This window comes from Verrucosispora sioxanthis, from assembly GCF_010560025.1.
Taxonomy (GTDB): Bacteria; Actinomycetota; Actinomycetes; order Mycobacteriales; family Micromonosporaceae; genus Micromonospora; species Micromonospora palythoicola.
In genome coordinates, this window is sequence record NZ_SAIY01000008.1 from 83,973 (window position 1) to 110,374 (window position 26,402).

A 26,402-nucleotide genomic window follows, 5' to 3' on the forward strand; every position below is an offset into this window, starting at 1 on the left:
GGACATAACCTGATGAGGAACCGGTTGACGGCCGTCGTCGCGCTCACCGCGCTGCTCGGCCTGACCGCCTGCGGCGGCGACGCCGCCGAGTCCGACGGCCCGGTCACGCTGCGGATGACCACCTGGTCGGCGAACGAGGCCCACCTGAAGCTGTTCGACGAGATCGCCGCCGAGTACACCGCGACGAACCCGGACGTCGCCGGGGTCACCTTCGACCCGATCCCGTTCGAGAGCTACACCACCACCCTGACCACCCAGATCGCCGGCGGCAACCCACCGGACCTGGCCTGGGTGCTGGAGAACTCCGCGCCCGACTTCGTCACCTCGGGCGCGCTGGTGCCGCTTGACGACACCCTGAAAGGCACCGAGGGGTACGGCTTCGACGAGCTCGCCCCGGCCGCGACGAAGCTGTGGCAGGCCGACGGCAAGCTGTACGCGTACCCCTTCTCCACCTCGCCGTTCGGGGTGTTCGTCAACACCGATCTGGTGAAGTCCTCCGGCGCGCGCAGCCCGGCCGAGCTGATCGCCGCCGGCCAGTGGACCTGGCAGAACGCGCTGGCCACCGCCAAGGCGGTGCGGGCGGAGACCGGCAAGGCGGGTCTGGTGGTCCGCGACTTCGACTACAAGGGTTGGGACTTCCTGTCCACCGTGTGGACCGGTTGGGGCGCGCAGGCGTGGAGCGAGGACGGCCGCACCTGCGGCTTCAACTCGCCCGAGATGGTGGAGGCGATGACCGTCCTGCACCGGGGGATCTTCGTCGACAAGGCGCTGCCGGGCCCGGGTACCACCGCCGACTTCTTCGCCGGTGACGCCGGCATGACCATCACCCAGATCTCCCGCGCGTCGCTGCTGGACGGGCAGAAGTTCGGTTGGGACCTGGTGCCGCTGCCCGCCGGCCCGAAGGGCGAGTACGCGGTGATCGGCCAGGGCGGCATGGGCGTGCTCAAGCAGGGCCGCAACGCCGAGGCCGCCGCCGACTTCCTGGCGTACCTGACCAACCCGGCCAACTCGGCGAAACTGGCGCAGTTCTTCCCGCCGCCGCGTACCTCGCTGCTCACCGCCGAGACCCTCGCCAAGACCAACCCGCTGCTGAGCCCGGAGCAGTTGCAGGAAGTGGTGATCGACGGGATCGCCGACGGGGTGGTCAAGCCCAGCCACACCGGGCAGGCCGAGCTGAACCAGGCGGTCCGGGCCGCGCTGGACCCGTTGTGGCGGCCGGAGGCCGACGTGCGGGGCGTACTCGACGGCGTCTGCACCGCGATCAACCCGCTGCTGGCGAAGTAGGGATCCTCGATGTCGGTCCTGACCAGGGACAGCGTGGGGCGGGCCGGTGACCGGTCCGCCCCCGGCGAGGCCACCCCGCACCGGCGGTGCGGCTGGTGGACGACCCGCCGCCGCGACCAGCTCGCCGGGCTGCTCTTCGTCGCGCCGCAGCTTGTCGGCTCGGTGCTGTTCGTGCTGATCCCGCTCGGGCTGGTCTTCTGGTACAGCCTGCACGAGTGGAACGTGCTCGCCGGCACCTTCGAGTTCGTCGGCGCGGGCAACTACCAGGCCATGGCCGACGACCCCAACCTGCCGTCGGTGCTGCGGGTCACCGCGCTGTTCTCGGCCGGCCTGGTGATGTTCAACCTCAGCCTGGCCCTGCTGCTCGCGGTGTTGCTGAACCAGCGACTGCGGGGAACCGTCGTGTTCCGGACGTTGTTCTTCTCCCCGGTGGTCGTCTCGCTTGTCGCCTGGACGATCGTGTGGGGGTTCCTGCTCCAGGACAACGGCGGTGTCAACGGGGCGTTGGGCGTGGCCGGTGTGGACGGGCCGAACTGGCTGCGCGGCGACTGGACGGCCCTGCTGTCGGTGATCGTGGTGCAGGTGGTCAAGAACGTCGGCCTGAACATGGTGCTGTTCCTGGCCGCCCTGCAGGGCGTGCCGGCGGAGCTGTACGAGGCGGCCCGGGTCGAGGGCGCGAACGCCTGGACCCGGTTCCGGCGGATCACCGTGCCGCTGATCAGCCCCACCATCCTGCTCACCTCGATCATCACGGTGGTCGGGTCGTTGCAGGTGTTCGCCCAGATCGCCGTGCTCACCCAGGGCGGGCCGGGCACCTCGACCACGGTGCTCGTCTACTACCTGTACCAGCGGGCGTTCCAGTTCCACCAGTTCGGCTACGGGGCCACGCTGTCGGTGCTGCTCTTCCTGATCGTGCTGGTGCTCACCGTCGTGCAGTGGCGGATGCGCAGGAGGTGGGTCTTCCATGAACAGTAGGCTCTCGGTACGGGCCAGGGTCGCGCTCTACGGCGCGCTCTGCCTGCTGGCCCTGCCCTTCGTCTTCCCCACCTGGTGGATGGTCACCTCGTCGGTGAAACCGGTAGGCGACATCTTCGCCTTTCCACCGTCGCTGATCCCGACCGAGGCCAGCCTCTCGGCGTACCGTCGGGTCTTCGAGCTGCAACCGTTCGCGCAGCAGTACCTCAACAGCGGGTACATCGCGGCGGTGGTCACCGTCGGCACCCTGGCCGTGTCGTCGCTGGCCGGGTACGCCTTCGCCCGGATCCGCTTCCGGGGCCAGCAGGTGCTGTTCGTGGTGGTGCTGGTCGGGCTGCTCATCCCGAGTGAGGTGACGATCGTCCCGCTGTTCCGGATGTTCAACTCGTGGGGCATGGTGGACACCCACTGGCCGCTGATCCTGGTGCCGATCCTGGGCGCGCCGAGCGTGCTGGCCACCTTCATCATGCGGCAGTTCTTCATCACCCTGCCGGCCGAGTTGGAGGAGGCGGCACGGGTGGACGGGCTGGGCCGGTTCGCCACCTTCTGGCGCATCGCGTTGCCGCTGGCCCGCCCGGCGCTCGGCGCGGTGGCGATCTTCACCTTCCTGCACAGCTGGAACCTGTACCTGGAGCCGATCGTCTTCCTCTCCACACCGGAGAAGTTCACCCTTCCGCAGGCGCTGACCCAGTTCGTGGACGCCTACGGCGGGCCGATGTGGGACGTACAGCTGTCGGCGGCGTCGATGACCGCCATCCCGATCCTGGTGATCTTCGTGATCGCGCAACGGCAGTTCATCGAGGGCCTGGCCCACACCGGCCTGAAGGGCTGACGCGCACCCTCGCGGACCTCAGGTGCGGCGAGCCCCGGGCGATCGTCGCTGATCGCCCGGGGCTCGTCAGGTGGATGTCGGATCAGGCGAGGTCGAACCGGTCGAGTTCCATCACCTTGGTCCAGGCGGCCACGAAGTCGGCCACGAACTTGCCGCGCGCGTCGTCGCTGGCGTAGACCTCGGCGAGCGCCCGGAGCTGGGAGTTGGAGCCGAAGATGAGGTCGACCGCGGTAGCGGTCCACTTCACCTGGTCGGTGGTCACGTCACGGATCTCGTAGACGTGCTCCTCGGACTCCGACGCCTTCCACCGCGCGCCCGTGGAGAGCAGGTTGCGGAAGAAGTCGTTGGTGAGCGCGCCGGGCCGGTCGGTGAGCACGCCGTGCCGGCTGTCGCCGACGTTGGCACCGAGGGAACGCAGGCCGCCGATCAGGACGGTCATCTCGGGCGCGGTCAGGTTGAGCATGTACGCCCGGTCGATCAGCAGCACCTCCGGCTGGGTCTTCTCACCCGGACGCAGGTAGTTGCGGAACCCGTCGGCGCGCGGCTCCAGAACCCGGAACGACTCGATGTCGGTCTGCTCCTGGCTGGCGTCGGTGCGGCCCGGGTGGAACGGGACGGTGACCTCGACACCGGCGTCGCGCGCGGCCTTTTCCACGGCGGCCGAACCGGCCAGCACGATCAGGTCGGCGAGGGAGATCCTGGCCCCGCCCGCCGCGTTGAACTCCTGCTGGATGCCTTCCAGGGTGCTGAGCACCGTGGCGAGCTGCTCCGGCTGGTTGACCTCCCAGCTGCGCTGTGGTTCGAGGCGGATCCGGGCGCCGTTGGCACCACCGCGCTTGTCGGTGTACCGGAAGCTCGCGGCCGAGGCCCAGGCGGTGCTGACCAGCTGGGCGGTGGTCAGGCCGGAGTCCAGCACCTTCGCCTTCAGCGCCGCGATGTCGGCGTCACCGACCAGCTCGTGGTCGACGGCCGGCACCGGGTCCTGCCACAGCTGGGGCTCCGGCACCCACGGTCCGAGGAACCGGCTGACCGGGCCCATGTCGCGGTGCAGCAGCTTGAACCACGCCTTGGCGAAGGCCAGCGCGAACTCGTCCGGGTTCTCCAGGAACCGGCGGGAGATCTTCTCGTACGCCGGGTCGACGCGCAGCGACAGGTCGGTCGTGAGCATCGTGGGCTTGTGCTTCTTCGACGGGTCGTGGGCGTCCGGGATGATCGCCTCGGCGTCCTTGGCGACCCACTGCTTGGCGCCACCGGGGCTGGTGGTGAGTTCCCACTCGTAGCCGAAGAGGATCTCGAAGAAGCGGTTGCTCCACTGCGTCGGCCGGTCGGTCCAGGTGACCTCGAGGCCGCTGGTGATGGTGTCGGCGCCCTTGCCGCTGCCGTACGTGCTCAGCCAGCCCAGGCCCTGCGACTCCAGCGGCGCGCCCTCGGGCTCGGGGCCCACGTGGTCGTCGGCGACACCGGCACCGTGGGTCTTGCCGAAGGTGTGACCACCGGCGATCAGCGCGACGGTCTCCTCGTCGTTCATCGCCATCCGGGCGAAGGTCTCCCGGATGAAGTGCGCCGCGGCGAGCGGGTCCGCGTTGCCGCGCGGGCCCTCGGGGTTGACGTAGATCAGACCCATCTCGGTCGCGCCGACGCCCTGCGACATCTCCTGCTCGGAGACGTAGCGCTCGTCACCGAGCCAGGTGTCCTCCGGACCCCAGAAGATCTCCTCGGGCTCCCAGACGTCCTCGCGGCCGAAGCCGAAACCGAAGGTCTTGAAGCCCATCGACTCCAGGGCCACGTTGCCGGCGAGCACGAGCAGGTCGGCCCAGGAGATCTGCTGGCCGTACTTCTGCTTGACCGGCCACAGCAGGCGACGGGCCTTGTCCAGGTTGGCGTTGTCCGGCCAGCTGTTGAGCGGGGCGAAGCGCTGACCGCCGTCACCGGCGCCACCGCGTCCGTCCTCGATGCGGTAGGTGCCCGCGGCGTGCCAGCTCATCCGGATCATGAGGCCGCCGTAGTGGCCGAAGTCGGCCGGCCACCAGTCCTGCGAGGTGGTCAGGACCTCGGTGATGTCCCGCTTGAGCGCCTCGACGTCGAGCTTGGCGAACTCCTTGGCGTAGCTGAAGTCCTCCCCCAGCGGGTTGCCCTTCGACGAGTGGGCGTGCAGCACCGAGAGGTCCAGTTGGTTGGGCCACCAGTCCCGGTTCGTCCGCGGACGACCGCCGGTCTTCGGGGTCGGCGAGTCGATCGCCGGGTTCTCGCTCTCGCTTCCGTGGGCGGTCACCGAGTCGTGCGCGACCGGGCAGCCGGCCGCCGCCTTGGCGTCCACGCCCTGGGCGCTGGACGGGGCGTCGTGCTCTGCGTTGCTCAATGTGCTTCCTTCCGACCTGGCGGTTCACTTGTGGTGCGTGCGGTCGCGCAGTCGGGGCAGATGCCCCAGTAGACGACCTCCGCCTCGTCGACCGCGAAACCGTGGTCGTCGGAGGCGGTCAGACAGGGGGCGTAGCCGACGGCGCAGTCCACGTCGGCGATCACACCGCAGGAGCGGCAGACGACATGATGGTGGTTGTCTCCCACCCGGGACTCGTAGCGGGCGACCGCCCCGGTGGGCTGGATGCGCCGCACCAGACCGGCGTCGGTGAGCGCCCGCAGCACATCGTAGATCGCCTGGTGGGACACGGTGGGATGATCGGCACGGACCAGCCGGATCACGGTGTCGGTGTCGACGTGCGGGTGGTCGCGCAGCGCCGCGAGCACCGCCACGCGGGGCCGGGTCACGCGCAACGAGACCGCCCGCAGCTGCGCCTCGAAGTCGGCCGTCATGCCGACGAACCTACTCGACTCTTCTGGAATCAATCAAGTTTTCGGGTGGATCAGGAGTTCGTGTCGTCGGTGCCGCCGTCCTCGTCCGCCGCCGACGTGGTGGAGGTCACCGAGGTGGTGGGAGACGTCTGTGTGGGGGTGGGCGCCGTGGTCTCGGCGGGTTCCGTGGTCGGTGGCGAGGTCGGGTCCGGCGGGGGCGGGGTGGACGGGCGCGCGGTCGCCGTCGGACTCGACGTCGCCGAGGGGCTGGCCGTGGGGCTGGTGGTCGCCGACGGGCTCGGCGTGGGCGGCGGAGCGGAGGTGGTCGGTGTCGAGGTGGTCGGTGTCGAGGTGGCCGGCGTGTCCGACGGCGTCGCCGACGGTTCGTCCGACGGCTGGGCGTCGGACCGACCCGATCCGCCTCCGCCGCCGTCCGGAGCCGGGCGGTCCCGTTCCGGCGTACCCGATCGGACCCGGGTGGTCCCCTCCGTCGATGCCGCCGGCTCGGCCGACGCGGAAGCCAGCACCGCTGTCCGAACGTGGGTGTCGGCATGCTCGCAGGCGACGCCCGCCAGGCTGAACCGCTCCGGTGTCTCGTGCCCACCGGACTCCACCCGGCCGTGCAGGGTCGCCGTCGCGTCCGTACCCGGTTCCGCCGGCGCGTCCAGCCGGAGGGTGACCCGCCGCTCGTGGTGCGTCCAGGCAGCACCGCGCACGTCGAGAAGGCGCTGACTGGCCGGGAGGGTGAAGGTCAGCGCCCGCTGCCCGGTCCCCGGTCGCCCGGTTCCCGTCACGCTGATCCGCGCCAGGAAGCGTCCGTCGGCCGCCTGCTGTGCCCGGTACTGCACGGTGCAGCCGGCCTCGGCGGCGGGTGGGTCGGCCGACCCTTCCTCGGCGGCGAGCAGTCCGGGCAGGATCCCGGCCAGCGCGGCCGCCGCGGCGGCGGGGGCGGCGAACAGCAGCCCGCGCCGCCGCCGGGCGACCGCCGACCGCCGGGCAGGTCCGTCGGCCGGCCTGGTGGGGCCGGCGACCGTTTGGGTGGGTACGGCGACCCGGGTGGCCACCGCACCCGGCGCGGGCCGCACGGCCAGGGTCGCACCGGTCAGCGCCTCGGCGAGGTCGGCCGCGTCCGGACGCCGGTCCGGGTCGGCCGCCAGGCACCGACCGATCAGGTGCGCGTGGGAGGCGGACAGTCCCCCGACGTCGGGGACGGACACCGGTTCGTGCGGGGACCGCTGTGGTGACTGCCCGGTGAGGCACTCGGTGAGGACGACGCCGAGGGCGAACACGTCGCCCGCCGGTACCGCCTCCGCTCCGGCGGTCAACTCCGGCGGCAGATAGCTGGGGGTGCCCCAGAGTTGCCCGTCCGGCTCCGCCGGGTCGTCGCCCGCGCCGACCGCGATGCCGAAGTCGACCACCTTCACGCCGCTCTCGGTGAGCATGATGTTTCCGGGCTTGACGTCCCGGTGCACGATGCCCTGCTCGTGGGCGGCGGCGAGGGCCGCCGCCACCTGCTGACCGATCCGCAGCGTCTCGTCCGGCGGCAACGGGCCGGCGGCCCGGAGGCGGGCGGCCAGCGTCGATCCGGCGACAAACTCCATCACCAGGAACGGGGTGGGGGTCCGGGTCAGATGCCGCTGCTCACCGTAGTCGTAGACCCGGGCGACTCCGGGGTGGTCGAGCCGTGCCGCGGCCAGCGCCTCGCGGCGGATGCGGTCCCGGGCGGCGGGGTCGCCCAGCAGCGGTGCCGACAGCAGCTTCACCGCGACCGTGCGCTGCAGGCGCAGGTCGTAGCCGCGCCAGACGGTGGCCATGCCGCCCCGGCCGACCGGTTCGTCGAGCCGGTAACGCCGCTGCAGGCATCGCACGAGCACAACCTCCCGCTCCGGTCGCGCACCCCCGCCGGGGTGTCCGGTGGGCGGATCGTGTCCGGTCACCGCCCCTGTCGACTAACGCGCTACCCCCGGCCGGAGGCGGGAAAACCCCTGGTCAATCAGTTGGAGAAGGTCGACTCGCGATGTCATGCGACCGTCACACGTTCGCGCGGCGCTCGTCATCCCACGGGGCATCTCTGAGCACAGGCACCGTTTCGAGGAGGCGACGACATGAGCGACGTTCCGTACGGCGTCCGGCACGCAGCACTCGCCACCGCGCTGGCAGCTGTGCTCGCCGTCACCGGCTGCGCCCCCGAGCCGGAGGCGGAACCACCACCACCGTCCACCGGCACCAGCCCGCCGAACACCCTCGCCAAGGTCGACGTGGGTGACGCACTGACCGTGACCGCGACCGTGGATCAGGTCGTCGACGAGCGGGCGCTCGTCGTACGGGACGTCGACCTGGCCGACCGCAGCCTGCTCGTCCTGACCCGGCGGCCAGTGGAGGCGACCCCGCCGCAGTTGCTCAGCGCGGAAGGGACCGTGGTCCGTTTCTCGTACCGCCGCCTCGCGGCCCGCCACCACCTGACCGACCCGGCGGCCTACCGCACGTTCGAAGGACAGAAGGCGCTGGTGGCCAGTCAGGTCACCGTGTGGCGGTGACGGCACCCGGAGTAGCCGGCCGCGGTAGATGCGGCCACCCGGAGGAGGCCGATCGCGGCATCACGGCTTGCGCGCGACGAGCCCGACGAAGGTGTGGTAGGTGTCGCTCTGCTCCGGCGCGGCCTCGTCCGGGTCCGGTCGCCACGCGGCCACCGGCACCAGGCCCGGTTCCAGCAACTCCAGGCCCTCGACGAAGGAGAGGATCTCCTCGTCGGTACGCCAACGACCGGTGCCGAGGGACTCGTTGAAGATGCGTTCGACCTCACGCGCCTTTCGGGAGGCGTCGGGGTGCCGGTCGCCGGGATCACGGAAGTGGGAGATCGCCACGTAGCTGCCCGACGGCAGGGCGTCGATCAACCTCGCCGCCACCGCCTTCGGGTTCTCGTCGTCCGTGAGGTGGTGCAGAATAGCGAAGAGCAACAGCCCGACGGGGCGGTCCAAGTCCAGGAACCTGCGGACCTCCGGGTGTTCCAGGATGGCCTCCGGCGACCGGATGTCGGCCTGGACCACCGTCGCGGTTCCGGCGTCGGCCAGCAGCGCCCGACCGTGCGCCAGCACGATCGGATCGTTGTCGACGTAGACCACCCGCGCCTGCGGGTCGTGGCGCAGGGCCACCTGGTGCACATTGCCCTGGGTGGGCAGACCGGAACCGAGATCGAGGAACTGCCCGATGCCCTGCTCGGTGAGGACGCGCACCGCCCGACGCAGGAAGGCCCGATTCGCCTGGCCCGCCTGCGGGCCGTCCGGCGTGATCCGGAGCGCGTGCTCGGCGACGGCGCGGTCCACCGCGAAGTTGTCCTTGCCGCCGAGCATGTAGTCGTACACCCGAGCGATGCTCGGCACGCTCATGTCGACCCCGGCCGGCGCCACCTCTTCGTTCGCCACAGTTCGTCTCCTCGTCCACACCGGATCACGGTCGGCCGAACCGCTTGGGCCGAGCGCCGGACTGCGGGTGGTCCAACGTCGAAGCGGGATCGGTCGGCGTGCCGCCGCACCTGCTCGACATCCCGCGGCCGACGCCGCCGACCATCCTAAATGGTCACCTCGACAGCGCGCTCGCGCCGGTCCGCCTCGGCCTCGTGCTGTCGGCGTACCATCTCCGCGATCCAGGTGGGCGCGTACGGTGAGGTGCAGCCCGGTGAGGTCGGGTAGTCCTTGAGCACACCCAGACGTTCCCCGATGTCGATCGCGCGGGCGCGGTGCCCGGCATGCTCGATCCCGATCTGCGCCAGGCAGTGGTTCATGGCCCATTGCAGGCGATCCGGAGCGTCCCTCATCTCCGCCTCGATGACGTCGAGCAGCGCGGTGAGGTCGAGGCCCGCAGGCTTCGCGGCCACCCGGTCGGTGGTCAACGCCCAGCCGGCGCTGGCGACGACCGGATCCGGATCGGCCAACCACGCCCGGCGCAGCTCCTCGCCGTGCGGGCTCTTCCGCACCACGTAGTTCACCAGCCAGTCGTGCACCTTGGGTCGACGCGCCTCGCGCAGCATGGTGTCCAACTGGTCGCGCTCGAACGCCTTCGGGCGGCAGATCAGGATCGCCAGGAGGCGCGCCGCGGTGTCGCCGGTCTGCCACAACTGCTCCGCGAGGTCCTGCTGGGTCTTCAACCGCTTCGCAAGGGCACGCAACTTGCTGAGGTTCACCCCGTGATCATCGCCGTGCCGCTCGTTCACCTCGCGCGTCCTCGGGTCCGCGAGCTCGGCCAACTCCGCCATCACCTGCGCCACCGTCGTCCCGGTCAGCGTCTTCTCGACCACCGCTGCCCCCTGTCCGTCACCCGCCATCCGTCACCGCAGGGTACGCCGAATCGCGTGGGTCGAAGCCTGTCGGTGGCCGGTGCCAGAATGCGGCGCGACCGATCGAGGGAGGTTTCATGGGTGCCTGGGACAGTGGACCGTTCGACAACGACACCGCCGCCGACTGGTGTGGCGAGCTGGATGACGCCGACGCCGCCCAGCGGCCGGTGCTGGTCCGCACGGCCCTGAACCGAGCGGCCGTCGAGCAGGACTACCTCGACGCCGACATCGCCTGCGAGGCGATCGCCGCAGCCGCGATCGTGGCCGCGCATCTGCCCGGCGGGCAACCCATCAGCTCACCGTACGCGCCGGAGGTCCTCCGCAACGGCGGCCGACTCGACCTGCCCGCCGACCTGCCCGCGCTGGCCGCGAACGCGCTCGACCGGATCATGTCCGCGAATTCCGAATGGCACGACCTGTGGCACGAGGCATTCGCCGACGACGACAACCGGGCCTTCGACACCGTCCGCGAGCTGCGCCGGACACTGACGGCCCGATCCGGGACGGGTGGGTATGCGGTCGACCGGATCACAGCTCGGTGAGGTAGGACGGAGGGCCTCTCGGGACTCCGTGCGACCCGTGTTCACCTGGGCAGGGATGCCGCCCAGGTGAGCACGCGCTCGACGTCCGCTCGGGTCCAACCAATCGCGGGATCGATCGACACGAGCATGGTCGGTACCGAACGGGCAGCGGCCCACCGCCGGCCGACGGCGGTGTGGTTGTCATCGAGCCACGCTGCCGGTCGATCGGCGGCCACGGCATCCACGGCCGGCACCTTGAGTTCAGGATCGAACGGCACCGGTGGGAAGCCGACCACCGGCAGCGGCGCGACTCCGAGCAGCGGCAGGTAGATCTCGTTGGCCGCCTCGCCCCAACCCGTTGCCCACCACAGCTCACCGGCGGCGGCCAGGTCCCGGATCCAGTCGGCGTGCGCCACGCAGTAGCGCTGCGGATCTTCACCGTCGAAGAGGACGCGTTCCTGGTAGCCGTCGGGACAGGTGGGTGCCGCGAAGGGATTCAGTACGCCGTCGAGGTCCAGGAAGATGACGGGCACGTCGGGCCGTCCCGCGCGGTGGGGATTCAACGGACGCACGAGGTCGGAAGGGACCCTAGGACGCCTGGCGGACGGGCAGGTCGGCCCGCCAGACCTCGGCCAGGTCGCTGAGGGGGACATCGAGGGCCTGGCTGAGGCAGACGACGGTGCCGAACGCCGGCGCGGGCAGGCGGCCCGCCTCGATCTTGCGGAGCGTCTCGGGCGAGATGCCGGCGGCCAGGGCCACGTCGACGAGGCTGCGGCCGGCCCGGGCGGCTCGCAGGGCGGCGCCGAGGCGCTGCCCTGCGGCGATCTGCTCGGCGGTGAGTGGTTGGCGGACCATGCGAAGGAGGATAGCCCCTTCCGGGCGGCCCTACCGTGACGTGGTATAAAAATACCGACAGGGGGCGAGGGAGGCTTTCATGATCGAACTCAAGTCGGCCGAGGAAATCGAACGGATGGCAGTGACCGGCCGGTTCGTCGGCGAGTTGCTGGCCGAGCTGAGCGGTGTCGCGGCGGTCGGCGTCAACCTGCTGGACCTTGAGCACCACGCTCGCCGTCGAATCGCCGAACGCGGTGCCGAGTCCTGCTACTGGGACTATGCCCCCTCGTTCGGCCGTGGTCCGTTCCGCAACGTGCTGTGCCTGTCGGTGAACGACGCGGTGCTGCACGGTCTCCCCCACGACTACGTCCTACGGGACGGCGATCTGCTCAGCATCGACATGGCGGTCGGCATCGACGGCTGGGTCGCCGACTCCGCGCTGTCCGTCATCGTCGGCACCCCGGACCCGGCCGATCTGAGGCTGATCGAGGCCACCGAGGTCGCGTTGGAGGCTGCCATCACCGCCGCCCAGCCCGGCGGCCGGTTGGGCGACATCTCCGCCGCGATCGGCGAGGTCGCCCACTCCTACGGCTACCGGGTCAACGGCGAGTTCGGCGGCCACGGCATCGGCCGTACCATGCACGAAGCCCCGCATGTGGCCAACAGTGGCCGCCCTCGTCGCGGCCTGAAACTGGAGCCCGGCCTCACCATCGCCATCGAGCCCTGGCTCTGTGGCTCCACCGACAAGATCAGGTATGACAAGGACGGCTGGACGATCCGGTCGGCCGACGGTTCCCGCACCGCACACTCCGAGCACACGGTCGCCATCACGGCCTCCGGCCCCCGGGTGCTGACCCGCCGTCCCACCCACGACACCGGCTCCGCCGGCCCTGCCGCGAAGTCCGCCGCCGCATCCTGACCGCTCCACAGCCGGACGGTCGCCGGGACCGGCGGGTCGGGACCGGACTAACGACGCCTCATGACACGGAACTCGTTGCCGTCGGGGTCGGCCAGCACGACCGCGCCATCCTCGCCGGCCTCGATCCACGTGGCGCCGAGGGACACCAGCCGGTCGACCTCCGACCGCTGATGACCGTCAGCCGGCGGCGCCAGGTCGAAGCGCTGCCGGTTCCTCCCCTGCTTCGGTGCCACGGGCGGACCTCCCCAGGCGACCTTCGTACCGCCGCCCGGTGCCTGCACGGCGGTCTCCTGGTCCTGGTCCCACACCAGTGGCCAGCCGAGCGCGGCGCTCCAGAAGAGGCCGACCTCCCGGGTGCCGTCGCAGGCTATCTCACCCAGAAAGCCGCAGCCGGCGAGGAACCTGTTGCCCGGCTCGATCACGCAGAACGCGTTGCCCTCGGGGTCGGCCAGGACGATGTGTCCTTCCTCCGGACGCTGCCCGAGGTCGACGTGGGCGGCACCGAGGGCGAGCGCGGTGGCCACCGTCTGCCGCTGGTCGGCCGGGCTGGCGCTGGTGAGGTGCAGGTGCAGGTGCAGCCGGTTCTGCCCGACACGCTTCGCGTGGCTCGTCACGAACCGGAGGCCGAGCTGCGTGTCAGTGCCGGGGAGAGACGCACCGCCGCCATCATGGACGATCTGCCGGTCGAGCAGGCCGGCCCAGAACCGCGCCAGGCGCATCGGTTGGCTCGCGTCGAAACAGACGGCGACCAACTGACAGGACATCGCATTCCCCGATCGTCGGCTGAGCACCGTCGGCAGCTCGCCAGCCGCCGCCGTTCGGGTGGAGCGTAGGGGAACTCGATGCCGGGCGTCGCCGAATATTCGGCGACACCCGGCACGGTCTGTGCACGGCGACAGACCCCGACCGGCCGTTCGGCCGGTAGCGCGGGAGCAGAGGTGTGCCGGCGCCGGCAGGATCCTCCGGTCATGTCCCGCCAGCAGGGGTCAGCAGCCGAGGCGCCTGGTCGACAGGGCGACGTCGTCGATCCAGAGGTCGAACTCGCCCGGGGTGGTGCCACCCTGGTAGAGCTGCCAACCGATCTTCACGGTGTTCACCGTCGGCAGGACGAACGGCACGTCGTTGCCGCCGTGTTCGGTGGTGGATGCGGTCAGTTCCGGGTTCGCCACCCCGTCGATCCACACCGCGACGCGATTGTCCGCCGGATCCAGGTGCCACTCGAAGCACTGCCAGGTGTCTTCGACCACCGGGGCGGACTCGCGCCAGTTGGTCCAGTCGCCGGTCGGCCCGCCGTCGGCGCCGACGCCCCAGAAGATTCCGGGGACCGTGGGTGCGTACTGGCCGCCGATCGGACGGACGATCTCCGAGCTGCCGGTGCCGGTCGCCTCCACGAGGGTGAAGTGCGCCCAGTCGGGGCCGGTGGGAAAGGCGTCGACGCGCAGCCGCATCCGGCCGTAGAAGCGGTTGCCGGGCGCGGCGAAGTCGTCGACGCGCAGGAAGGCACGGCCGTTGTCGACCGTGTGGATGTGCAGCACCTGATTGCCGCGGCGGGCACGTTCGACGGTGAGCGTGCCGTTGCGCGTGTCGATGCCCCAGTCCAGGGTGCTCGCACCGCCGGGCGGCAGGCGCTCGAAGTCCTCGCAGAAGAGCAGGTGGCGGGTGCAGGAGCCTCGGTGGGAGGCACCGGCGGCGTCGGTCGGGACACTGCCGAGCGTGGCGCCGACCATCAGAACGGTCAACGCGGCAAGTAGGTTGCGCATGTTTCCTCCATCGACTGCTTTCCCGCCACCGCAGCGTGACGAGGGCTACGGCGGAAGCGCTCCCATATATAGCAGAAGTTCAATCTCCTTGTGGGACGCACCCCCTCGCGGCTGGCGTTGTCCTGGACCTCGGCGCGGCGCATACTGAATCCGACCTCGTCGTTCCATTCGCCGTTGTGCCATGAGAGGGCGGTCCGCAGTAACTTGATCTGGTCTAATGCATTGCGTCCGGTTGGCGGCCTTCCGGCGGGTTCGCTGTTGTTACAGCACCAGGTCGATCTATGGGATGTGAGTCTTGGTCGTGACTGTGAGGCGGCTGCGGCGTTAGCCCGATCATGGGTGATCGAAAGCCGTACCCGAGCGATGTCAGCGACGAGCAGTGGGAGCTGATCGGGCCGTTCCTACAGGCGTGGAAGACCAAGCGCGTCGCGGTCTCGGTGTCGGGCCAGCCAGGCGACTACGACCTGCGGGAGATCGTGAACGCGATCTTCTACCAGAACCGGACGGGCTGTCAGTGGGCGTACCTGCCGCACGACCTGCCGCCGAAGTCGGCCACCTACTACTACTTCGCCCTGTGGCGCGACGACGGCACCGACCAGGTGATCCACGATCTGCTGCGCTGCCAGGCCAGGGAAAAAGTCGGTCGTCAGGAGGATCCGAGCGCGGTCGTGTTGGACACCCAGTCGATCAGGGCGGCGAACCACATTCCGGCCGCGACGACCGGCAAGGACGCGGCCAAGAAGGTGTCCGGGCGTAAGCGGGGCCTGGCAGTGGACGCGTTGGGGCTGGTCATCGCGGTCGTGGTCACCGCAGCGTCGGTCACCGACAACACCATCGGCATCCGGCTGCTCGACAAAGTCGTCGCACACACCCCGACGGTGAGCCGCGCCTGGGTCGACGCCGGGTTCAAACAGGACCTCGCCCTGCACGGCGCCGTCCTCGGGGTCGACGTCGAGGTCGTCAAACGCTCCGACACCCGGCCCGGGTTCGTGCCGATCCGTAAGCGGTGGATCGTCGAGCAGGTCAACGGCACGCTGATGCTGCACCGCCGCCTCGTGCGCGAGTACGAGAGCCGCCCAGAGTCCTCGGTGTCACGAACCCTGTGGGCGTCGACGGCGAACATCGTGCGGCGGCTGACCGGGACCAGCACACCCTCCTGGCGGCACCGGTGAACCTTCCCACCGTCCTCGACCTGATCACCGACCGGGAGACCACCGCACGCCAACGCGCCGACCGGCTCCGCGAGCAGATCACCGCACTGACCGGCGAACTCGCCCGCCTCGACGGCGAACTGGCCGACCTCGCGACCACCCGCACCACCCTGCGCACTCTCGCCGCCGACGAGTTCACCGCCGACGACCCGACGATCGCCAGCGGGCCCTACCAGCAGATCCTGCACATCCTTGGCACCGCGCCCGCCGGCATGCGCGCCAAAGGCATCTGCCTCGCCCTCGGCGTCGAACCCTCACCGAAGAACGTCGAAGGCACCCGCGCCAAGCTGAAACGCATGGTCAACCGCCACGTCCTCACCGAAGACGAACCCGGAGTATTCACCCTCAGCCAGAAACGGACCTAACACTCCGAACCGCCCTCTGACAGCGATCGGAGCAGCGGGGTTTCTCCATCTGCGCGGCTATTGATACGGCCCAGTTGCCGCCGCGTTACGCGCCGGCACGCGACCGCTCAGGATCGGATGGGAAGTCATGCTCGTTCTCGACACGCGGTCGCTGCCCCCACGAGAGCGCGCGGAGGCGTTTCAGGCCACGGTCAGCGGTAACTGCTCCGCCAGCATGGCCTCGTTCGAGGATCCGGCCGCGATCGAGGCGAAGATGACCGTCTTCGACTTCGGCCGAGCGAAGGTGTTCAACATCGAGGCCTCCGGCACGACCCTGCGCCGCACCCCCCGGATCGCCCGGGCCTCGGACGAGTCGTCGATCGTTCTGGCGTTGCCGATGCGAACCGACAACCATCTGATGTGGGCGCGGGAGGGACGCGTGTTCGGACCGCGTGACCTCATGCTTGTCGACCTCTCCCTGCCGTACGTCTATGGCTGGCGAGGCGGTGGGGCCTCCTACGCACTGCACGTCGACGCCGATCACCTGGGCGTTCCCCGGGATGCGATCCACCGGGCCGCGCGTGAACTGCGGGTCAGTCCGCTCTACGAACTCGTACGCAGTCACGTCGCGCACCTGACCGGACAGGCCGACGACCTCATCGGCAGCGGTGCGAGGCCCGAGCTGGGCACCGCCTCCGCCGAGCTGATGCGCGCGCTGGTGCTCACCGCTGCCGGCGACGGCCGACGGCTACGCGAGACAATGCACTCCTCGATGCAGGCGCGGGTACAGGCCTACGTCCGCAGCAACCTACGAGATCCGGAGCTGACACCGGCACGGATCGCCGCGGCCAACGCCATCTCGTTGCGTACGCTCTACAAACTCTACGAGTCACTGGGTCAGAGCCTGGAGCAGTCGATCATCGAGCAGCGCCTGCACGGCGCACGGGCGGACCTGACCGCCGCCCGCCCGCGTTACACGTCCATCGCGGCGACGGCCCGCGCCTGGGGCTTCGCCAACCCGAGCTTCTTCACGAACAAGTTCCGTGAGGCATTCGGAGTCACCCCACGACAGATGGCCACCGCGCAGAAAACCGTCGCCACCGCGCCGCCAGAGTGAACGGTGCACACAGACGTCAGAACCGTGCGTCCGCAGAAAACTCACGCTGTCGCGAAGGTGCGACATTGCTCCCTGAACTGCTGACACCCTGGCAGCCCACCGTGAGGAGTGGACCATGCCCTTCGTCACCGTCAGCGACGGCACCCGGATCTTCTACAAGGAGTGGGGCAGCGGCCGCCCGGTCGTCCTGTCCCACGGCTGGCCGCTCAACTCCGACAGTTGGGAGGCCCAGGCGCTGCACCTCGCGTCGAGCGGCTACCGGGTGATCGCCCACGACCGACGCGGCCACGGCCGCTCGACCCAGACCTGGCACGGCAACGAGATGGACACCTACGCCGACGACCTCGCCGCCGTGGTCGACACGCTCGACCTGCGCGACGCCACCCTGGTCGGCTTTTCCACCGGCGGCGGCGAGGTCGCCCGCTACATCGGCCGACACGGCACCGCCAGGGTCGCCCAGGTCGTCCTCGTCTCGGCGGTGCCGCCGTTCATGCTGAAGACCGACGACAACCCCGGCGGGGTACCCGCCGAGGTGTTCGACGGCATTCGCGCCGACTCGCTGACCGACCGCGCGCAGCTCTACAAGGATCTGGCGGACGGCCCGTTCTTCGGCCACAACCGACCGGGAAGCGACGTTTCGCAGGGAGTCCGGGACGTATTCTGGCTGCAGAGCATGGCCGCCGGACACCGCAACGCCTACGAGTGCATCGCCGCCTTCTCCGCCACCGACTTCCGTCCGGACCTCGACGCGATCGACGTACCCACCCTGGTCATCCACGGCGACGACGATCAGGTCGTGCCGTTCGAGGTGGGCGGCAAGGCGTCCGCCTCCCGCGTCAAGGGCGCCCGGCTGACGGTCTACCCGGGCGCACCACATGGCATCACCGACACTCACAAACGGCAGCTCGGCGACGACCTGCTCGCCTTTCTCGAGGAGTACCAGCCATGAAACCAATCGTTCTGGTGCACGGCTTCTGGGTGACGCCCCGCAGTTGGGAGAACTGGATCACCCACTACGAGAGCAAGGGTCACCAGGTGGTGGCGCCCGCGTACCCGGGGTTCGAGGTCGAGGTGGAGGCGCTCAACGCCGATCCGGCCCCGATCGCGCAGGTGACGGTTCCGCAGATCATCGCCCATCTCGAAGAGGTCGTGCGGGCACTGCCGGAGCCGCCGATCATCATCGGCCACTCCGCCGGCGGCGCGTTCACCCAGATCCTGCTCGACCACGGCTACGGCGCGGCCGGTGTGGCGCTCAACTCGGCCCCCACCGAGGGCGTTCGCGTGGTGCCTCTGTCCCAGGTCAAGTCCACCTTTCCGGTGCTCAAGAGCCCCGCCAACCGGCACAAGGCGGTCGGCCTGACGCCGGAGCAGTGGAAGTACGCCTTCACCAACACGTTCACCGACGAGGAGTCTCGGGCCCTCTACCAGCGCTACCACATCCCCGCCCCCGGGGGCATCGTGTGGGGCGGCGTCCTGGCCAACTTTCAGCCCGGCCATCAGGACACCTGGGTCGACTACCACAACGACGACCGCGCGCCCCTGCTGTTCGTGTCCGGCGGCGAGGACCACATCATGCCGCCCGCCGTGCAGAAGTCGAACGCGGAGCACTACCGGTCCAACACCGTCACCGAGCGCCGCGAGTACCCCGGCTACGCTCACCTGCTGCCGGCACAGCAGGGATGGGAGCGGATCGCGGACGAGGTGCTCGACTGGGCCGTGCGGCACGCGGAATGACCGACGTACGGGTCACGCACATCGGCGGTCCGACCCTACTGATCGAGGTCGACGGGTGGCAGTTGCTCACCGATCCGACGTTCGACGCGCCCGGCCGGACCTACCGGTTCGGCTGGGGCACCGCCTCACGCAAGCTCACCGGCCCGGCGCTGCCGGCGGAGTCGCTCGGCGACCTCGACGCGGTGCTACTGACCCACGACCACCACGCCGACAACCTCGACGACGCCGGCCGGGTCCTGTTGCCGACGGCGGGTCGGGTCGTCACCACCGTGGCCGGCAGCCGACGGCTCGGTGCCGGCACCATCGGTCTGGCGCCGTGGCAGCACACCACTCTCACCGCACCCGGTCGGCCGACCATCGAGGTCACCGCGACCCCGTGCCGGCACGGCCCGCCGCTGAGCCGGCCGGTCGTCGGCGAGGTGACCGGGTTCGTGCTGCGCTGGGCCGGCCAGCGGCACGGGCCGCTCTGGATCACCGGCGACACCGTTCTCTACGACGGAGTCCGTCAGGTCGCCGACCGGTTCGGCATCGGCACCGTCGTGCTGCACCTCGGAGCGGTCCGGTTCGGCCGCACCGGTGCGCTGCGCTACACGATGACCGCCGCCGAGGGTGCCGAACTGTGCCGGCTGGTCGGCGCCCATTCGGTGTTGCCGGTGCACTACGAGGGCTGGAGTCACTTCAGCGAGGGCCGGCAGGCTGTCGAGGCCGCCTTCGCCGCCGCCCCGGCCACGGTCCGGGCGAGCCTGCGCTGGCTCACCCCCGGCACGGCCAGCTCCCTCACGGTCTGACCGGGCCCGGCTGGCGGTGGAACCTTCCGCCGCCACCGGGCCGGGCGCTCCCGGATGGATGCGTACGATCAGGGCCATCGTGGATCTGGGCCTACCCGGACGGTAGCCTGCGATGCTCAGAGCGCCCTTCCCGAACCCGCCGAACCGGAAGAACCGCCATCGTGAGCAACCCTGCCAGGAGAAGCCCGAGCGAGTCACCGACCGCGAAGCAGCGACGCGTGTGGGACAGGTCCGCACCGAGCTACGACAGGCAGATCGCGTTCCTCGAGCGGGTGCAGTTCGCGGGTGGCCGGGAGTGGTTGGGTGACCGGGTGCGTGGCCGGGTGCTGGAGGTGGCCATCGGCACCGGCCGGAACCTGCCGTACTATCCCGCCGACGCCACCCTCACGGGTGTCGAGCTGAGTCCGGCGATGCTGGACATCGCGCGTCGCCGTGCCGCCGAGCTGGGCCGGGCGGTCGACCTGCGCGAGGGCGACGCGGAGCGGCTGCCTTTCGCGTCCGCGTCGTTCGACACCGTGGTCTGCGCTCTTTCGCTCTGCTCCATTCCGCATCCGGCGCAGGCGATCGACGAGATGAAACGCGTCCTCGTACCCGGTGGCCGGCTGCTCCTCCTCGACCACGTCGCGAGCACCTGGCCGCCGGTGCGCGCCGCCCAGTGGCTCCTTGAACGGGTCACCGTCCGCGTGGCCGGTGAGTACTTCACCCGCCGCCAGCTTCCACTGGTGCGTGCGGCGGGATTCACGATCGTCGAGGCCGAGCGGTTGAAGGCCGGCACCGTCGAACGCGTGCACGCGGTCAAGTCCGCCTGAGACAGCCGGCGACGGCCGACCGTCAGCGTCGGGGAGCTGCTCGGCCGGTGTGCCGTACGACAGCAGGAGTCGAGCATCATTCGCCTTAATATGAGTTAACTGATATAGATCAGAGCCTATCGATTCCGGTTAGGTTGGCGATGGCCCACCTGACCAGGCTGGCGCCCCGCCGAGGCGCCCGGCAGCGGCACCGGCCAGGTCAACGGGCTGCGGCGCCCGCAGCACCGTCGCCCAAACCCCGAGGGCGGAGCGCGGCGGGACACCCCCCGCCCCGATCGCGGCGCACCCCCGTTCCGCGCCGCCGTTTCCACAGGAGGCAATAGATGAGACGAGTTCTCACCCTCGCGGCAGCAGCGATCCTGCTGCCCGTCGGTGCCATCGCCGTCGCGGTAACCCCCGCCGCAGCGGCCCCACTGCCCGACCCCGGCACCGCCACGGCGGCCGCGTCGTCGGAGATGCTCGCCGCGATGCAGCGCGACCTCGATCTGACCCCGACCGAGGCACGCACCCGGATCGCCCGGGACGACAAGGGCACCCGGACGGACGCCAGCCTCCGCCGGTCCCTGGGCTCGGCGTACGCCGGTGGCTGGATGACCGCCGACGGCCTCGTCGTCGCCGTCACCGGCAAGGCCGCGGCCAACCGGGTCAAGGCTGCCGGTGCGCGGGCGACGATCGTCGAGCGCAACGGCGCCGAACTGGACCGGATCAAGGCGACCCTGGACCGACACGCCGCCAAGGCCCCGGCCGGCGCGGTCCCCGGCTGGTACGTCGACGTCACGACCAACACCGTCGTGGTCCTCGCCAGCGGCAACACCACCGCGGCTGCGAAGTTCGTCCGCACCAGCCGCGTCGACGCCACCGCGGTCCGGGTGGTCAGCACCACCGAGGCTCCCCGGCTGCTCTACGACGTCCGGGGCGGCGACGCCTACTACATGGGTGGACGCTGCTCGGTCGGGTTCTCGGTGACCGGTGGCTTCGTCACCGCCGGGCACTGCGGCCGTACCGGCACCGCCACCCAGGGCTACAACCAGGTGGCCCAGGGCACCTTCCGCGGCTCGTCGTTCCCGGGCAACGACTACGGCTGGGTGCAGACCAACTCGAACTGGACGCCGCAGCCGTGGGTCAACAACTACTCCGGCGGCAACGTGACGGTGGCCGGTTCCACCGAGGCCGCCGTGGGTGCGGCGGTCTGCCGCTCCGGCTCGACCACCGGCTGGCGGTGCGGCACCATCCAGGCCAAGAACCAGACCGTCAACTACGCTGAGGGCTCGGTCAGCGGGCTGACCCGCACCAACGCCTGTGCCGAGCCGGGCGACTCGGGTGGGTCGTGGTTGTCCGGCCAGCAGGCCCAGGGTGTGACCTCGGGCGGCTCCGGTAACTGCTCCTCCGGCGGGACCACCTACTTCCAGCCGGTCAACGAGATCCTCTCGGCGTACGGCCTGACGCTGCGCACCAGTGGCGGCGGCAACGAGCCGCCGCCGCCCACCGGGTGCAGCGGCTACGAGGCGACCTACACCGGCAGCATCTCCTCCGGCCAGAGCCGGTACCAGCCCAACGGCAGCTACTACTACTCGTCTTCTTCGGGCACCCACCGGGGCTGCCTGGACGGTCCGACCGGTGTGGACTTCGACCTCTACCTGCAGAAGTGGAGCGGATCGTCCTGGGTCGACGTGGCCGGCTCGTACACCTCCGGGCCGGACGAGTCGCTGAGCTACAACGGCACGGCGGGCTACTACCGCTTCGAGGTGCACGCGTACAGCGGCTCCGGCAGCTACTCGCTGGGCATCACCAACCCCTGACAGTACGACGAACCGGCGGCGGGGTGCGGAGCGGATTCGCACCCCGCCGCTCGGCCTGTTCACCGGGGCCGGCACCGCCGACGTGACCCGTCACCTGACGACCGCTGGTCATCAGAACGGGCTCGCCGGACGAGAACTGGTCCGGACCCCCTGTCGGGTCCGGACCAGTTCCCAGTGTCGTCAGCGTTGCAGGGTGAGCAGGCCGGGCCGGTACGGCAGGCGACCGTAGTCGCCACCGGAGCTGGGGTCACGGCCCTGGTAGAGCAGCTGCAGGTTGCAGGGGTCGACGGTCATGGTCTGGTCGGCGTTGGTCCGGATCAGCTCACCGTGGCTGATGTCGTTGGTCCAGGTGGCGCCGCTGTTGGCCTTGCCGGCGAACGGGTTGCTCTCGCTGGTGGCCTGGGGGGTCCAGCTACCGCCCAGACTCGTCGCGGTGAACGAGCGGAAGTAGCGGCCCTGCGAACCGATCGCCTCGACGATCATCAGGTACCGCTGCTGACCCTGCAGCTTGTACACCTGCACCGCCTCGAACAGGTTGTTCGTCGTGTCGGTCATGATCGTGGTGTAGTTCGAGCCGAAGCTGCCCGGGAAGTTCCCGATCGGCATGCTGGCCCGGTAGATCCGGCCGTTGTCACCGGCGAAGAACAGGTACATGTTCTGGTCGTCACCGATCAACGCCTGGTCGATCGGACCGGTGCTGGAGTTCGAGATCGACCCGGTGAACAACGTCTGGTGCGCCGACCAACTGTTCACGTTCGTCGGATTCGTCGACGTCCGGTACGAGAACGCCGGCCCACCCCACTGGTACGCCAGCACCCACACGTTACGCGGCGCGAAGTAGAACAACGACGGCGCGACCGCCGAGAACGGCATCGCGTTCTGACTCGCCGAACCCATCTGGTTCCAGTTCGAGAACAGCCCGAAGTTCATCGACCCCCACGACGTGCCGTTGTCGTGCGTGGTCCCGTACACCAGATGCTGACCGTTGTACGGCGCGTGCGTGAAGTCCTTCAACGACACCCAACCCGACCGCGGCTGCGCCAGCGGCCCCGTCGACGACCACCGGTACGACGACGGCAGATTGCACGTACCCGACGGCGGCGGAGTCGTCGGCGGGGTGGTCGTGGGCGGGGTGGTCGTCGGTGGGGTGGTGGTGGGTGGGGTGGTGGGGGTGACGCCGCCGGTGCAGGTCACGCCGTTGAGGGCGAAGTCGGTGGGGGTGGGGTTGCTGCTGGTCCAGGAGCCGTTGAAGCCGAACGAGGTGGTGCCGTTGGTGGGGATGGCGCCGTTGTAGCTGACGTTCCTGGCGGTGATGGCGGTGCCGCTCTGGGTCAGGGTGGTGTTCCATGACTGGGTGACGGTCTGCCCGGCACCGAACGACCAGGTCAACGTCCAACTGGTCAACGGGTCACCGAGGTTGGTGATGGTGACGTTGGCGCCGAAGCCGCCCGGCCACTGCGAGGACACCGCGTAGTTCACCGAACAACCCGCCGCCGCCGCATTCGCGGGCATGGCCACGGCGAGCGCCGTCGACGCCAGCAGCGCGGCACCGAATGACGCCAAAAATGTATTGACGGATCTTGATCTGGCCATGGGGTATCCTCCGGACGGGGTGACGGTCATGCATTGGCGGTCGTCGGTGTTAGGTGAGCGTTAACAGCTGCGTCGCGTATATTACGGGAGCGCTCCCATGCCCTCAAGCATCGATTTACTTACGTCGATAACCCGCCCGCCGTTTCTGCTGGTCGACGCAGTCACCTGTCGCTGTCGCACGTACATGGGCAGACCGCGCGGGCTAGACCCATCCGGTGGGTGAACGTTCTCAGCGAATCGCGGCAGATGGCGTCACCATCAGACCCACCAATACCATCCGCCCCGGGCACCACCGCCCCGACGGCGCACCACGGATCAAGTCACGACCGGAGCAGCCCGCGACCGGCCATCCAGGCGCGCAATGTCTCCGCGTCCGCGGCGGACATCAGGCGGCGTGGGATCACCGTCGCCGGCATCCGACCCACGTACACGACCCAGAACTCGGAGGTGGTCCTCACCTGGGTGACGCCGTCCCAGGCGATGCCGCCGGACTCCGAGCCGCTGCGCATCATGATGTTGTCCTCGGTGATGTCGTAGCCGCCCTCGACGGCGTAGCCACCGGAACGACGCCGAGCCCGCCACCGCAGCCACGGCCAGTACAGCATCGCCAACAGGCCACCCAGGACCATCGTCATCCACACCGGTAGTGTCTGCTCGCCCCACCCGAACCCCGACGAGATGACGAGACCGATCGCGCCGACCGCCGCCAGCGCCGCGCCGATCAGGCTGTACTTCCGCAGCTGGGCACTGCTGAGGGCGGCGGCCACGCGGCCCGGGTAGCCGGGATCGGCCGGTACGTCGAAACGGATGTGCACGCCAGCACGATAGTGCCTGCGGCGGCCGGCAGGCCGCGGCGTCGGCGCTGCGGGTTTCCGGAGGCCCGGCCGACCGGCCGGAACCGGCGCCGCCGGTGGCCGGTCATCGCTACGCTGCCCGGTCGTGCTGAGAACACGGCTCGACACCGCCCGGATCCGGGCGGCCCGCCGAATCATCGACCCGGTCTTCCTCGACACCCCGCTGTACCGATGTGCGGCACTGGAACCCGACCTGGGGTGTGCCGTGAGCATCAAGCTCGAGACAGCGAACCCGGTCCGCAGCTTCAAGGCGCGTGGCACCGAACTTGTCGCGAGCCGTCTCGCCGACGGCGGGCCGTCCGCGGTGGTGTGTGCCAGCGCGGGCAACCTCGGCCAGGCCCTCGCCTGGTCCGGTGGTCGTCGAGGAATCGACGTCACGGTCGTGGCCACCCGCCACGCGACCGTCGCCAAGCTCGACCGCATCCGCGCTCTGGGCGCCACGTTGGAGTTGGTCGACGGCGACCACGAACTCGCCCGCGACCGGGCGGCAGCCATCGCGCAGCAGCGCGGTATCCGGCTGCTCGAAGACAGCCTGGACATCGAGACCTGCGAAGGCGCGGGCACCATCGGCCTGGAGCTGGTGGACAGCGCGCCGGCTGTCGACATCGTGCTGATCGCGCTCGGCGGCGGGGCGCTGGCCACCGGTGTGGGTCACGTGCTGAAGGAGCAGGCACCCCACGTCGAGGTGCTCTGCGTCCAGCCGCTGGGCGCACCGGCGATGACCCGCTCCTGGCACCTGCGGCGCGTCGTCACCACCGAATCGACAAACACCATCGCGGACGGCGTCGCCGGACGGCGACCGATCCCGGCCGTCCTGGACGATCTGCTCCTGGTCGCCGACGACGCCATCCTCGTCCGGGAGGCCTCGATCATCCGCGGTATGCGGATGCTGCTCGACCAGGCCGGCCTCGTCGCCGAACCGTCCGCCGCGCTCGGCAACGCCGCGATCCTGGAAAACCCCGACCGCTTCGCCGGCCGACACGTGGTCACCATCGTGTGCGGCAGCAACGTCGACATGGCCGCCTACCACCGTTGGGTCGACCCCGACCAGCGGTAGCGGACGTGAACGTCGCACCTCTGCGCCGGGGACTGCGCCGCACCTGGTCCGGCTGGTCGTCGGCCGGACCGGTTACCGGGAGCCGCGTATGGTGACTTACCACGTCATAGCGATCGAAATACCCAGCGAGCTGGCGGAGGCGAGATGAAGCAGAACTACCTACGGTTCGGGCTGGTCCTGGCGATCAGCCTGGCGGTCATGTTCGTCCTGACCCTGTCCCAGATCCGCGACTGGTCGGACTTCTACCTGAATCTGAGCAACTTCTACATGTCACTGATCATGGTGGCCGCCATGGGGCTCATCATGATGGGCGTCATGCACCAGATGTTCGCCGCGCGGCGCCTCAACATCGCCCTCTACATCGCGCTGGGCGTGCTCTTCGTGGGTGGGTTCGCGGCGGTGCGTACGGAGCCGTTCGTGGGTAACGAGGCGTTCCTCAAATCCATGATCCCCCACCACTCCCGGGCCATCCTCGTGTGCCAGGAGTCCCAGATCACCGACCCCGAGATCGTCCGGCTGTGTGACCAGATCGTCCGGTCACAGTAGGAGGAGATCGATCAGATGAAGAAGATCCTCGACGACCGCTACTGACCCTCCCCGCCGACGAGCACTGGGCGATCGTCCGCCACGGCTCGCACCGTCGGGTTGACGATTCTGCCGCCGGGACCACCAAATGCCCCGAATCGGGCGTACGTCCGCTGCCGACTCCATAGTCTGCGGAAAGGCCGGTTCTGCTCGCCCCATGATCGGGTCACCGGTCCTCACTTCGACCAGGAGGAGACGGCGTGGCAGCTGACCGTGGCGGCCGACCCCGCTGGCGAACGCCGCACCGCCGCGTCGCCGGGTAC

At 69.8% G+C, this 26,402-nt stretch carries 27 protein-coding genes; 16 read left to right on the forward strand and 11 right to left on the reverse strand.

The window, feature by feature from the left end; genetic code table 11:
* Positions 1-12: 12 nt before the first annotated feature.
* From ENC19_RS21880 to ENC19_RS21890, 3 genes are read left to right on the forward strand one after another with little or no spacing between them, the layout of a single operon-like run.
* Positions 13-1,284 (forward strand): ABC transporter substrate-binding protein, encoded by a 1,272-nt coding sequence (locus ENC19_RS21880; RefSeq protein WP_235945001.1) that lies wholly within the window; start codon positions 13-15, stop codon positions 1,282-1,284.
* A 9-nt stretch (positions 1,285-1,293) separates the two neighbouring features.
* Entirely contained in the window at positions 1,294-2,259 is a 966-nt protein-coding gene (locus tag ENC19_RS21885; protein ID WP_164448969.1) for a carbohydrate ABC transporter permease, read from the forward strand.
* The gene (locus tag ENC19_RS21890) at positions 2,249-3,091 is read left to right on the forward strand and encodes a carbohydrate ABC transporter permease (RefSeq protein WP_164448970.1); all 843 of its coding nucleotides are present in this window, start codon (positions 2,249-2,251) and stop codon (positions 3,089-3,091) included. The genes ENC19_RS21885 and ENC19_RS21890 overlap by 11 nt, the downstream gene beginning before the upstream one ends.
* Before the next feature lie 82 nt (positions 3,092-3,173).
* On the opposite strand, the gene katG is transcribed toward ENC19_RS21890, so the two are convergent.
* From katG to ENC19_RS21905, 3 genes are read right to left on the reverse strand one after another with little or no spacing between them, the layout of a single operon-like run.
* A complete protein-coding gene (katG, locus tag ENC19_RS21895; protein WP_164448971.1) occupies positions 3,174-5,450 on the reverse strand; it encodes a catalase/peroxidase HPI in 2,277 nt (758 codons plus the stop codon).
* Entirely contained in the window at positions 5,447-5,902 is a 456-nt protein-coding gene (locus ENC19_RS21900) for a Fur family transcriptional regulator (RefSeq protein ID WP_164448972.1), read from the reverse strand. The genes katG and ENC19_RS21900 overlap by 4 nt, the downstream gene beginning before the upstream one ends.
* A 50-nt stretch (positions 5,903-5,952) precedes the next feature.
* Complete coding sequence (locus ENC19_RS21905; RefSeq protein ID WP_164448973.1) at positions 5,953-7,749, reverse strand: serine/threonine-protein kinase; 1,797 nt, start codon at positions 7,747-7,749, stop codon at positions 5,953-5,955.
* A 237-nt stretch (positions 7,750-7,986) separates the two neighbouring features.
* Here ENC19_RS21905 and ENC19_RS21910 point away from each other — a divergent pair, with 237 nt between their 5' ends.
* On the forward strand, positions 7,987-8,418 hold the full coding sequence (locus ENC19_RS21910; RefSeq protein ID WP_164448974.1) for a hypothetical protein: 432 nt from the start codon (positions 7,987-7,989) through the stop codon (positions 8,416-8,418).
* Between the two features lie 60 nt (positions 8,419-8,478).
* On the opposite strand, the gene ENC19_RS21915 is transcribed toward ENC19_RS21910, so the two are convergent.
* Together ENC19_RS21915 and ENC19_RS21920 are read right to left on the reverse strand one after the other, a co-directional pair.
* Entirely contained in the window at positions 8,479-9,303 is an 825-nt protein-coding gene (locus ENC19_RS21915; protein ID WP_164448975.1) for an SAM-dependent methyltransferase, read from the reverse strand.
* A gap of 146 nt (positions 9,304-9,449) precedes the next feature.
* Positions 9,450-10,202, reverse strand: coding sequence for a DNA alkylation repair protein (locus ENC19_RS21920; protein ID WP_166458952.1), 753 nt, complete (start codon positions 10,200-10,202; stop codon positions 9,450-9,452).
* Between the two features lie 89 nt (positions 10,203-10,291).
* Between ENC19_RS21920 and ENC19_RS21925 the strand changes: the two genes are divergently transcribed.
* Positions 10,292-10,756: a DUF4259 domain-containing protein gene (locus ENC19_RS21925; RefSeq protein ID WP_164448976.1), complete on the forward strand. Its 465-nt coding sequence runs from the start codon at positions 10,292-10,294 to the stop codon at positions 10,754-10,756.
* Between the two features lie 41 nt (positions 10,757-10,797).
* On the opposite strand, the gene ENC19_RS21930 is transcribed toward ENC19_RS21925, so the two are convergent.
* Both ENC19_RS21930 and ENC19_RS21935 read right to left on the reverse strand, forming a co-directional pair.
* Positions 10,798-11,268, reverse strand: a complete 471-nt coding sequence (locus ENC19_RS21930; protein WP_309245998.1) for an HAD domain-containing protein — start codon at positions 11,266-11,268, stop codon at positions 10,798-10,800.
* Positions 11,269-11,323: 55 nt separating this feature from the next.
* The gene (locus ENC19_RS21935) at positions 11,324-11,590 is read right to left on the reverse strand and encodes a helix-turn-helix domain-containing protein (RefSeq protein WP_164448977.1); all 267 of its coding nucleotides are present in this window, start codon (positions 11,588-11,590) and stop codon (positions 11,324-11,326) included.
* A gap of 79 nt (positions 11,591-11,669) precedes the next feature.
* On the opposite strand from ENC19_RS21935, the gene map reads away from it, so the two are divergent.
* Positions 11,670-12,488, forward strand: a complete 819-nt coding sequence (map, locus tag ENC19_RS21940) for a type I methionyl aminopeptidase (protein ID WP_164448978.1) — start codon at positions 11,670-11,672, stop codon at positions 12,486-12,488.
* A gap of 47 nt (positions 12,489-12,535) precedes the next feature.
* Here the strand turns inward: map and ENC19_RS21945 are convergent, their stop codons facing one another.
* Both ENC19_RS21945 and ENC19_RS21950 read right to left on the reverse strand, forming a co-directional pair.
* Positions 12,536-13,252, reverse strand: a complete 717-nt coding sequence (locus ENC19_RS21945; protein WP_164448979.1) for a VOC family protein — start codon at positions 13,250-13,252, stop codon at positions 12,536-12,538.
* 222 nt (positions 13,253-13,474) lie between these two features.
* Positions 13,475-14,248 (reverse strand): hypothetical protein, encoded by a 774-nt coding sequence (locus ENC19_RS21950; RefSeq protein ID WP_164448980.1) that lies wholly within the window; start codon positions 14,246-14,248, stop codon positions 13,475-13,477.
* Positions 14,249-14,583: 335 nt separating this feature from the next.
* Between ENC19_RS21950 and ENC19_RS21955 the strand changes: the two genes are divergently transcribed.
* The 8 genes from ENC19_RS21955 to ENC19_RS21990 all read left to right on the forward strand — a co-directional run bounded on the left by ENC19_RS21955 (position 14,584) and on the right by ENC19_RS21990 (position 22,050).
* Complete coding sequence (locus ENC19_RS21955) at positions 14,584-15,420, forward strand: IS5 family transposase (protein ID WP_164448981.1); 837 nt, start codon at positions 14,584-14,586, stop codon at positions 15,418-15,420.
* Positions 15,417-15,824, forward strand: coding sequence for a hypothetical protein (locus tag ENC19_RS21960; protein ID WP_164446304.1), 408 nt, complete (start codon positions 15,417-15,419; stop codon positions 15,822-15,824). Before ENC19_RS21955 ends, ENC19_RS21960 begins: the two co-directional genes overlap by 4 nt.
* Before the next feature lie 127 nt (positions 15,825-15,951).
* Positions 15,952-16,920, forward strand: a complete 969-nt coding sequence (locus ENC19_RS21965; RefSeq protein WP_164448982.1) for a helix-turn-helix domain-containing protein — start codon at positions 15,952-15,954, stop codon at positions 16,918-16,920.
* A 115-nt stretch (positions 16,921-17,035) separates the two neighbouring features.
* Positions 17,036-17,869, forward strand: a complete 834-nt coding sequence (locus ENC19_RS21970) for an alpha/beta fold hydrolase (RefSeq protein WP_164448983.1) — start codon at positions 17,036-17,038, stop codon at positions 17,867-17,869.
* Complete coding sequence (locus ENC19_RS21975) at positions 17,866-18,654, forward strand: alpha/beta hydrolase (protein WP_164448984.1); 789 nt, start codon at positions 17,866-17,868, stop codon at positions 18,652-18,654. Before ENC19_RS21970 ends, ENC19_RS21975 begins: the two co-directional genes overlap by 4 nt.
* Positions 18,651-19,442 carry an MBL fold metallo-hydrolase gene (locus ENC19_RS21980; protein WP_164448985.1) on the forward strand — a complete coding sequence of 264 codons (792 nt, stop codon included), beginning with the start codon at positions 18,651-18,653 and terminating at the stop codon, positions 19,440-19,442. The genes ENC19_RS21975 and ENC19_RS21980 overlap by 4 nt, the downstream gene beginning before the upstream one ends.
* A gap of 218 nt (positions 19,443-19,660) precedes the next feature.
* Complete coding sequence (locus tag ENC19_RS21985) at positions 19,661-20,251, forward strand: class I SAM-dependent methyltransferase (RefSeq protein ID WP_281581397.1); 591 nt, start codon at positions 19,661-19,663, stop codon at positions 20,249-20,251.
* Between the two features lie 323 nt (positions 20,252-20,574).
* On the forward strand, positions 20,575-22,050 hold the full coding sequence (locus ENC19_RS21990) for a S1 family peptidase (RefSeq protein ID WP_166458954.1): 1,476 nt from the start codon (positions 20,575-20,577) through the stop codon (positions 22,048-22,050).
* Between the two features lie 180 nt (positions 22,051-22,230).
* On the opposite strand, the gene ENC19_RS21995 is transcribed toward ENC19_RS21990, so the two are convergent.
* Positions 22,231-23,643 carry a non-reducing end alpha-L-arabinofuranosidase family hydrolase gene (locus tag ENC19_RS21995; protein WP_164448987.1) on the reverse strand — a complete coding sequence of 471 codons (1,413 nt, stop codon included), beginning with the start codon at positions 23,641-23,643 and terminating at the stop codon, positions 22,231-22,233.
* Between the two features lie 320 nt (positions 23,644-23,963).
* The gene (locus tag ENC19_RS22000) at positions 23,964-24,458 is read right to left on the reverse strand and encodes a YcxB family protein (protein ID WP_164448988.1); all 495 of its coding nucleotides are present in this window, start codon (positions 24,456-24,458) and stop codon (positions 23,964-23,966) included.
* Positions 24,459-24,582: 124 nt separating this feature from the next.
* Between ENC19_RS22000 and ENC19_RS22005 the strand changes: the two genes are divergently transcribed.
* Positions 24,583-25,554: a threonine ammonia-lyase gene (locus ENC19_RS22005; RefSeq protein WP_164448989.1), complete on the forward strand. Its 972-nt coding sequence runs from the start codon at positions 24,583-24,585 to the stop codon at positions 25,552-25,554.
* Between the two features lie 144 nt (positions 25,555-25,698).
* Positions 25,699-26,100, forward strand: coding sequence for a DUF305 domain-containing protein (locus ENC19_RS22010; RefSeq protein ID WP_164448990.1), 402 nt, complete (start codon positions 25,699-25,701; stop codon positions 26,098-26,100).
* Positions 26,101-26,402 lie beyond the last annotated feature (302 nt).

Excerpts from the sequence above, each read along its gene's own strand:
- ENC19_RS21880 (WP_235945001.1), top strand. The coding sequence starts at position 13 with ATGAGGAACCGGTTGACGGCCGTCGTCGCGCTCACCGCGCTGCTCGGC.
- ENC19_RS21885 (WP_164448969.1), top strand. The coding sequence starts at position 1,294 with ATGTCGGTCCTGACCAGGGACAGCGTGGGGCGGGCCGGTGACCGGTCC.
- ENC19_RS21890 (WP_164448970.1), top strand. The coding sequence starts at position 2,249 with ATGAACAGTAGGCTCTCGGTACGGGCCAGGGTCGCGCTCTACGGCGCG.
- ENC19_RS21900 (WP_164448972.1), bottom strand. The coding sequence starts at position 5,902 with ATGACGGCCGACTTCGAGGCGCAGCTGCGGGCGGTCTCGTTGCGCGTG.
- ENC19_RS21910 (WP_164448974.1), top strand. The coding sequence starts at position 7,987 with ATGAGCGACGTTCCGTACGGCGTCCGGCACGCAGCACTCGCCACCGCG.
- ENC19_RS21920 (WP_166458952.1), bottom strand. The coding sequence starts at position 10,202 with ATGGCGGGTGACGGACAGGGGGCAGCGGTGGTCGAGAAGACGCTGACC.
- ENC19_RS21925 (WP_164448976.1), top strand. The coding sequence starts at position 10,292 with ATGGGTGCCTGGGACAGTGGACCGTTCGACAACGACACCGCCGCCGAC.
- ENC19_RS21935 (WP_164448977.1), bottom strand. The coding sequence starts at position 11,590 with ATGGTCCGCCAACCACTCACCGCCGAGCAGATCGCCGCAGGGCAGCGC.
- map (WP_164448978.1), top strand. The coding sequence starts at position 11,670 with ATGATCGAACTCAAGTCGGCCGAGGAAATCGAACGGATGGCAGTGACC.
- ENC19_RS21945 (WP_164448979.1), bottom strand. The coding sequence starts at position 13,252 with ATGTCCTGTCAGTTGGTCGCCGTCTGTTTCGACGCGAGCCAACCGATG.
- ENC19_RS21950 (WP_164448980.1), bottom strand. The coding sequence starts at position 14,248 with ATGCGCAACCTACTTGCCGCGTTGACCGTTCTGATGGTCGGCGCCACG.
- ENC19_RS21955 (WP_164448981.1), top strand. The coding sequence starts at position 14,584 with ATGGGTGATCGAAAGCCGTACCCGAGCGATGTCAGCGACGAGCAGTGG.
- ENC19_RS21965 (WP_164448982.1), top strand. The coding sequence starts at position 15,952 with ATGCTCGTTCTCGACACGCGGTCGCTGCCCCCACGAGAGCGCGCGGAG.
- ENC19_RS21970 (WP_164448983.1), top strand. The coding sequence starts at position 17,036 with ATGCCCTTCGTCACCGTCAGCGACGGCACCCGGATCTTCTACAAGGAG.
- ENC19_RS21975 (WP_164448984.1), top strand. The coding sequence starts at position 17,866 with ATGAAACCAATCGTTCTGGTGCACGGCTTCTGGGTGACGCCCCGCAGT.
- ENC19_RS21980 (WP_164448985.1), top strand. The coding sequence starts at position 18,651 with ATGACCGACGTACGGGTCACGCACATCGGCGGTCCGACCCTACTGATC.
- ENC19_RS21990 (WP_166458954.1), top strand. The coding sequence starts at position 20,575 with ATGAGACGAGTTCTCACCCTCGCGGCAGCAGCGATCCTGCTGCCCGTC.
- ENC19_RS21995 (WP_164448987.1), bottom strand. The coding sequence starts at position 23,643 with ATGGCCAGATCAAGATCCGTCAATACATTTTTGGCGTCATTCGGTGCC.
- ENC19_RS22010 (WP_164448990.1), top strand. The coding sequence starts at position 25,699 with ATGAAGCAGAACTACCTACGGTTCGGGCTGGTCCTGGCGATCAGCCTG.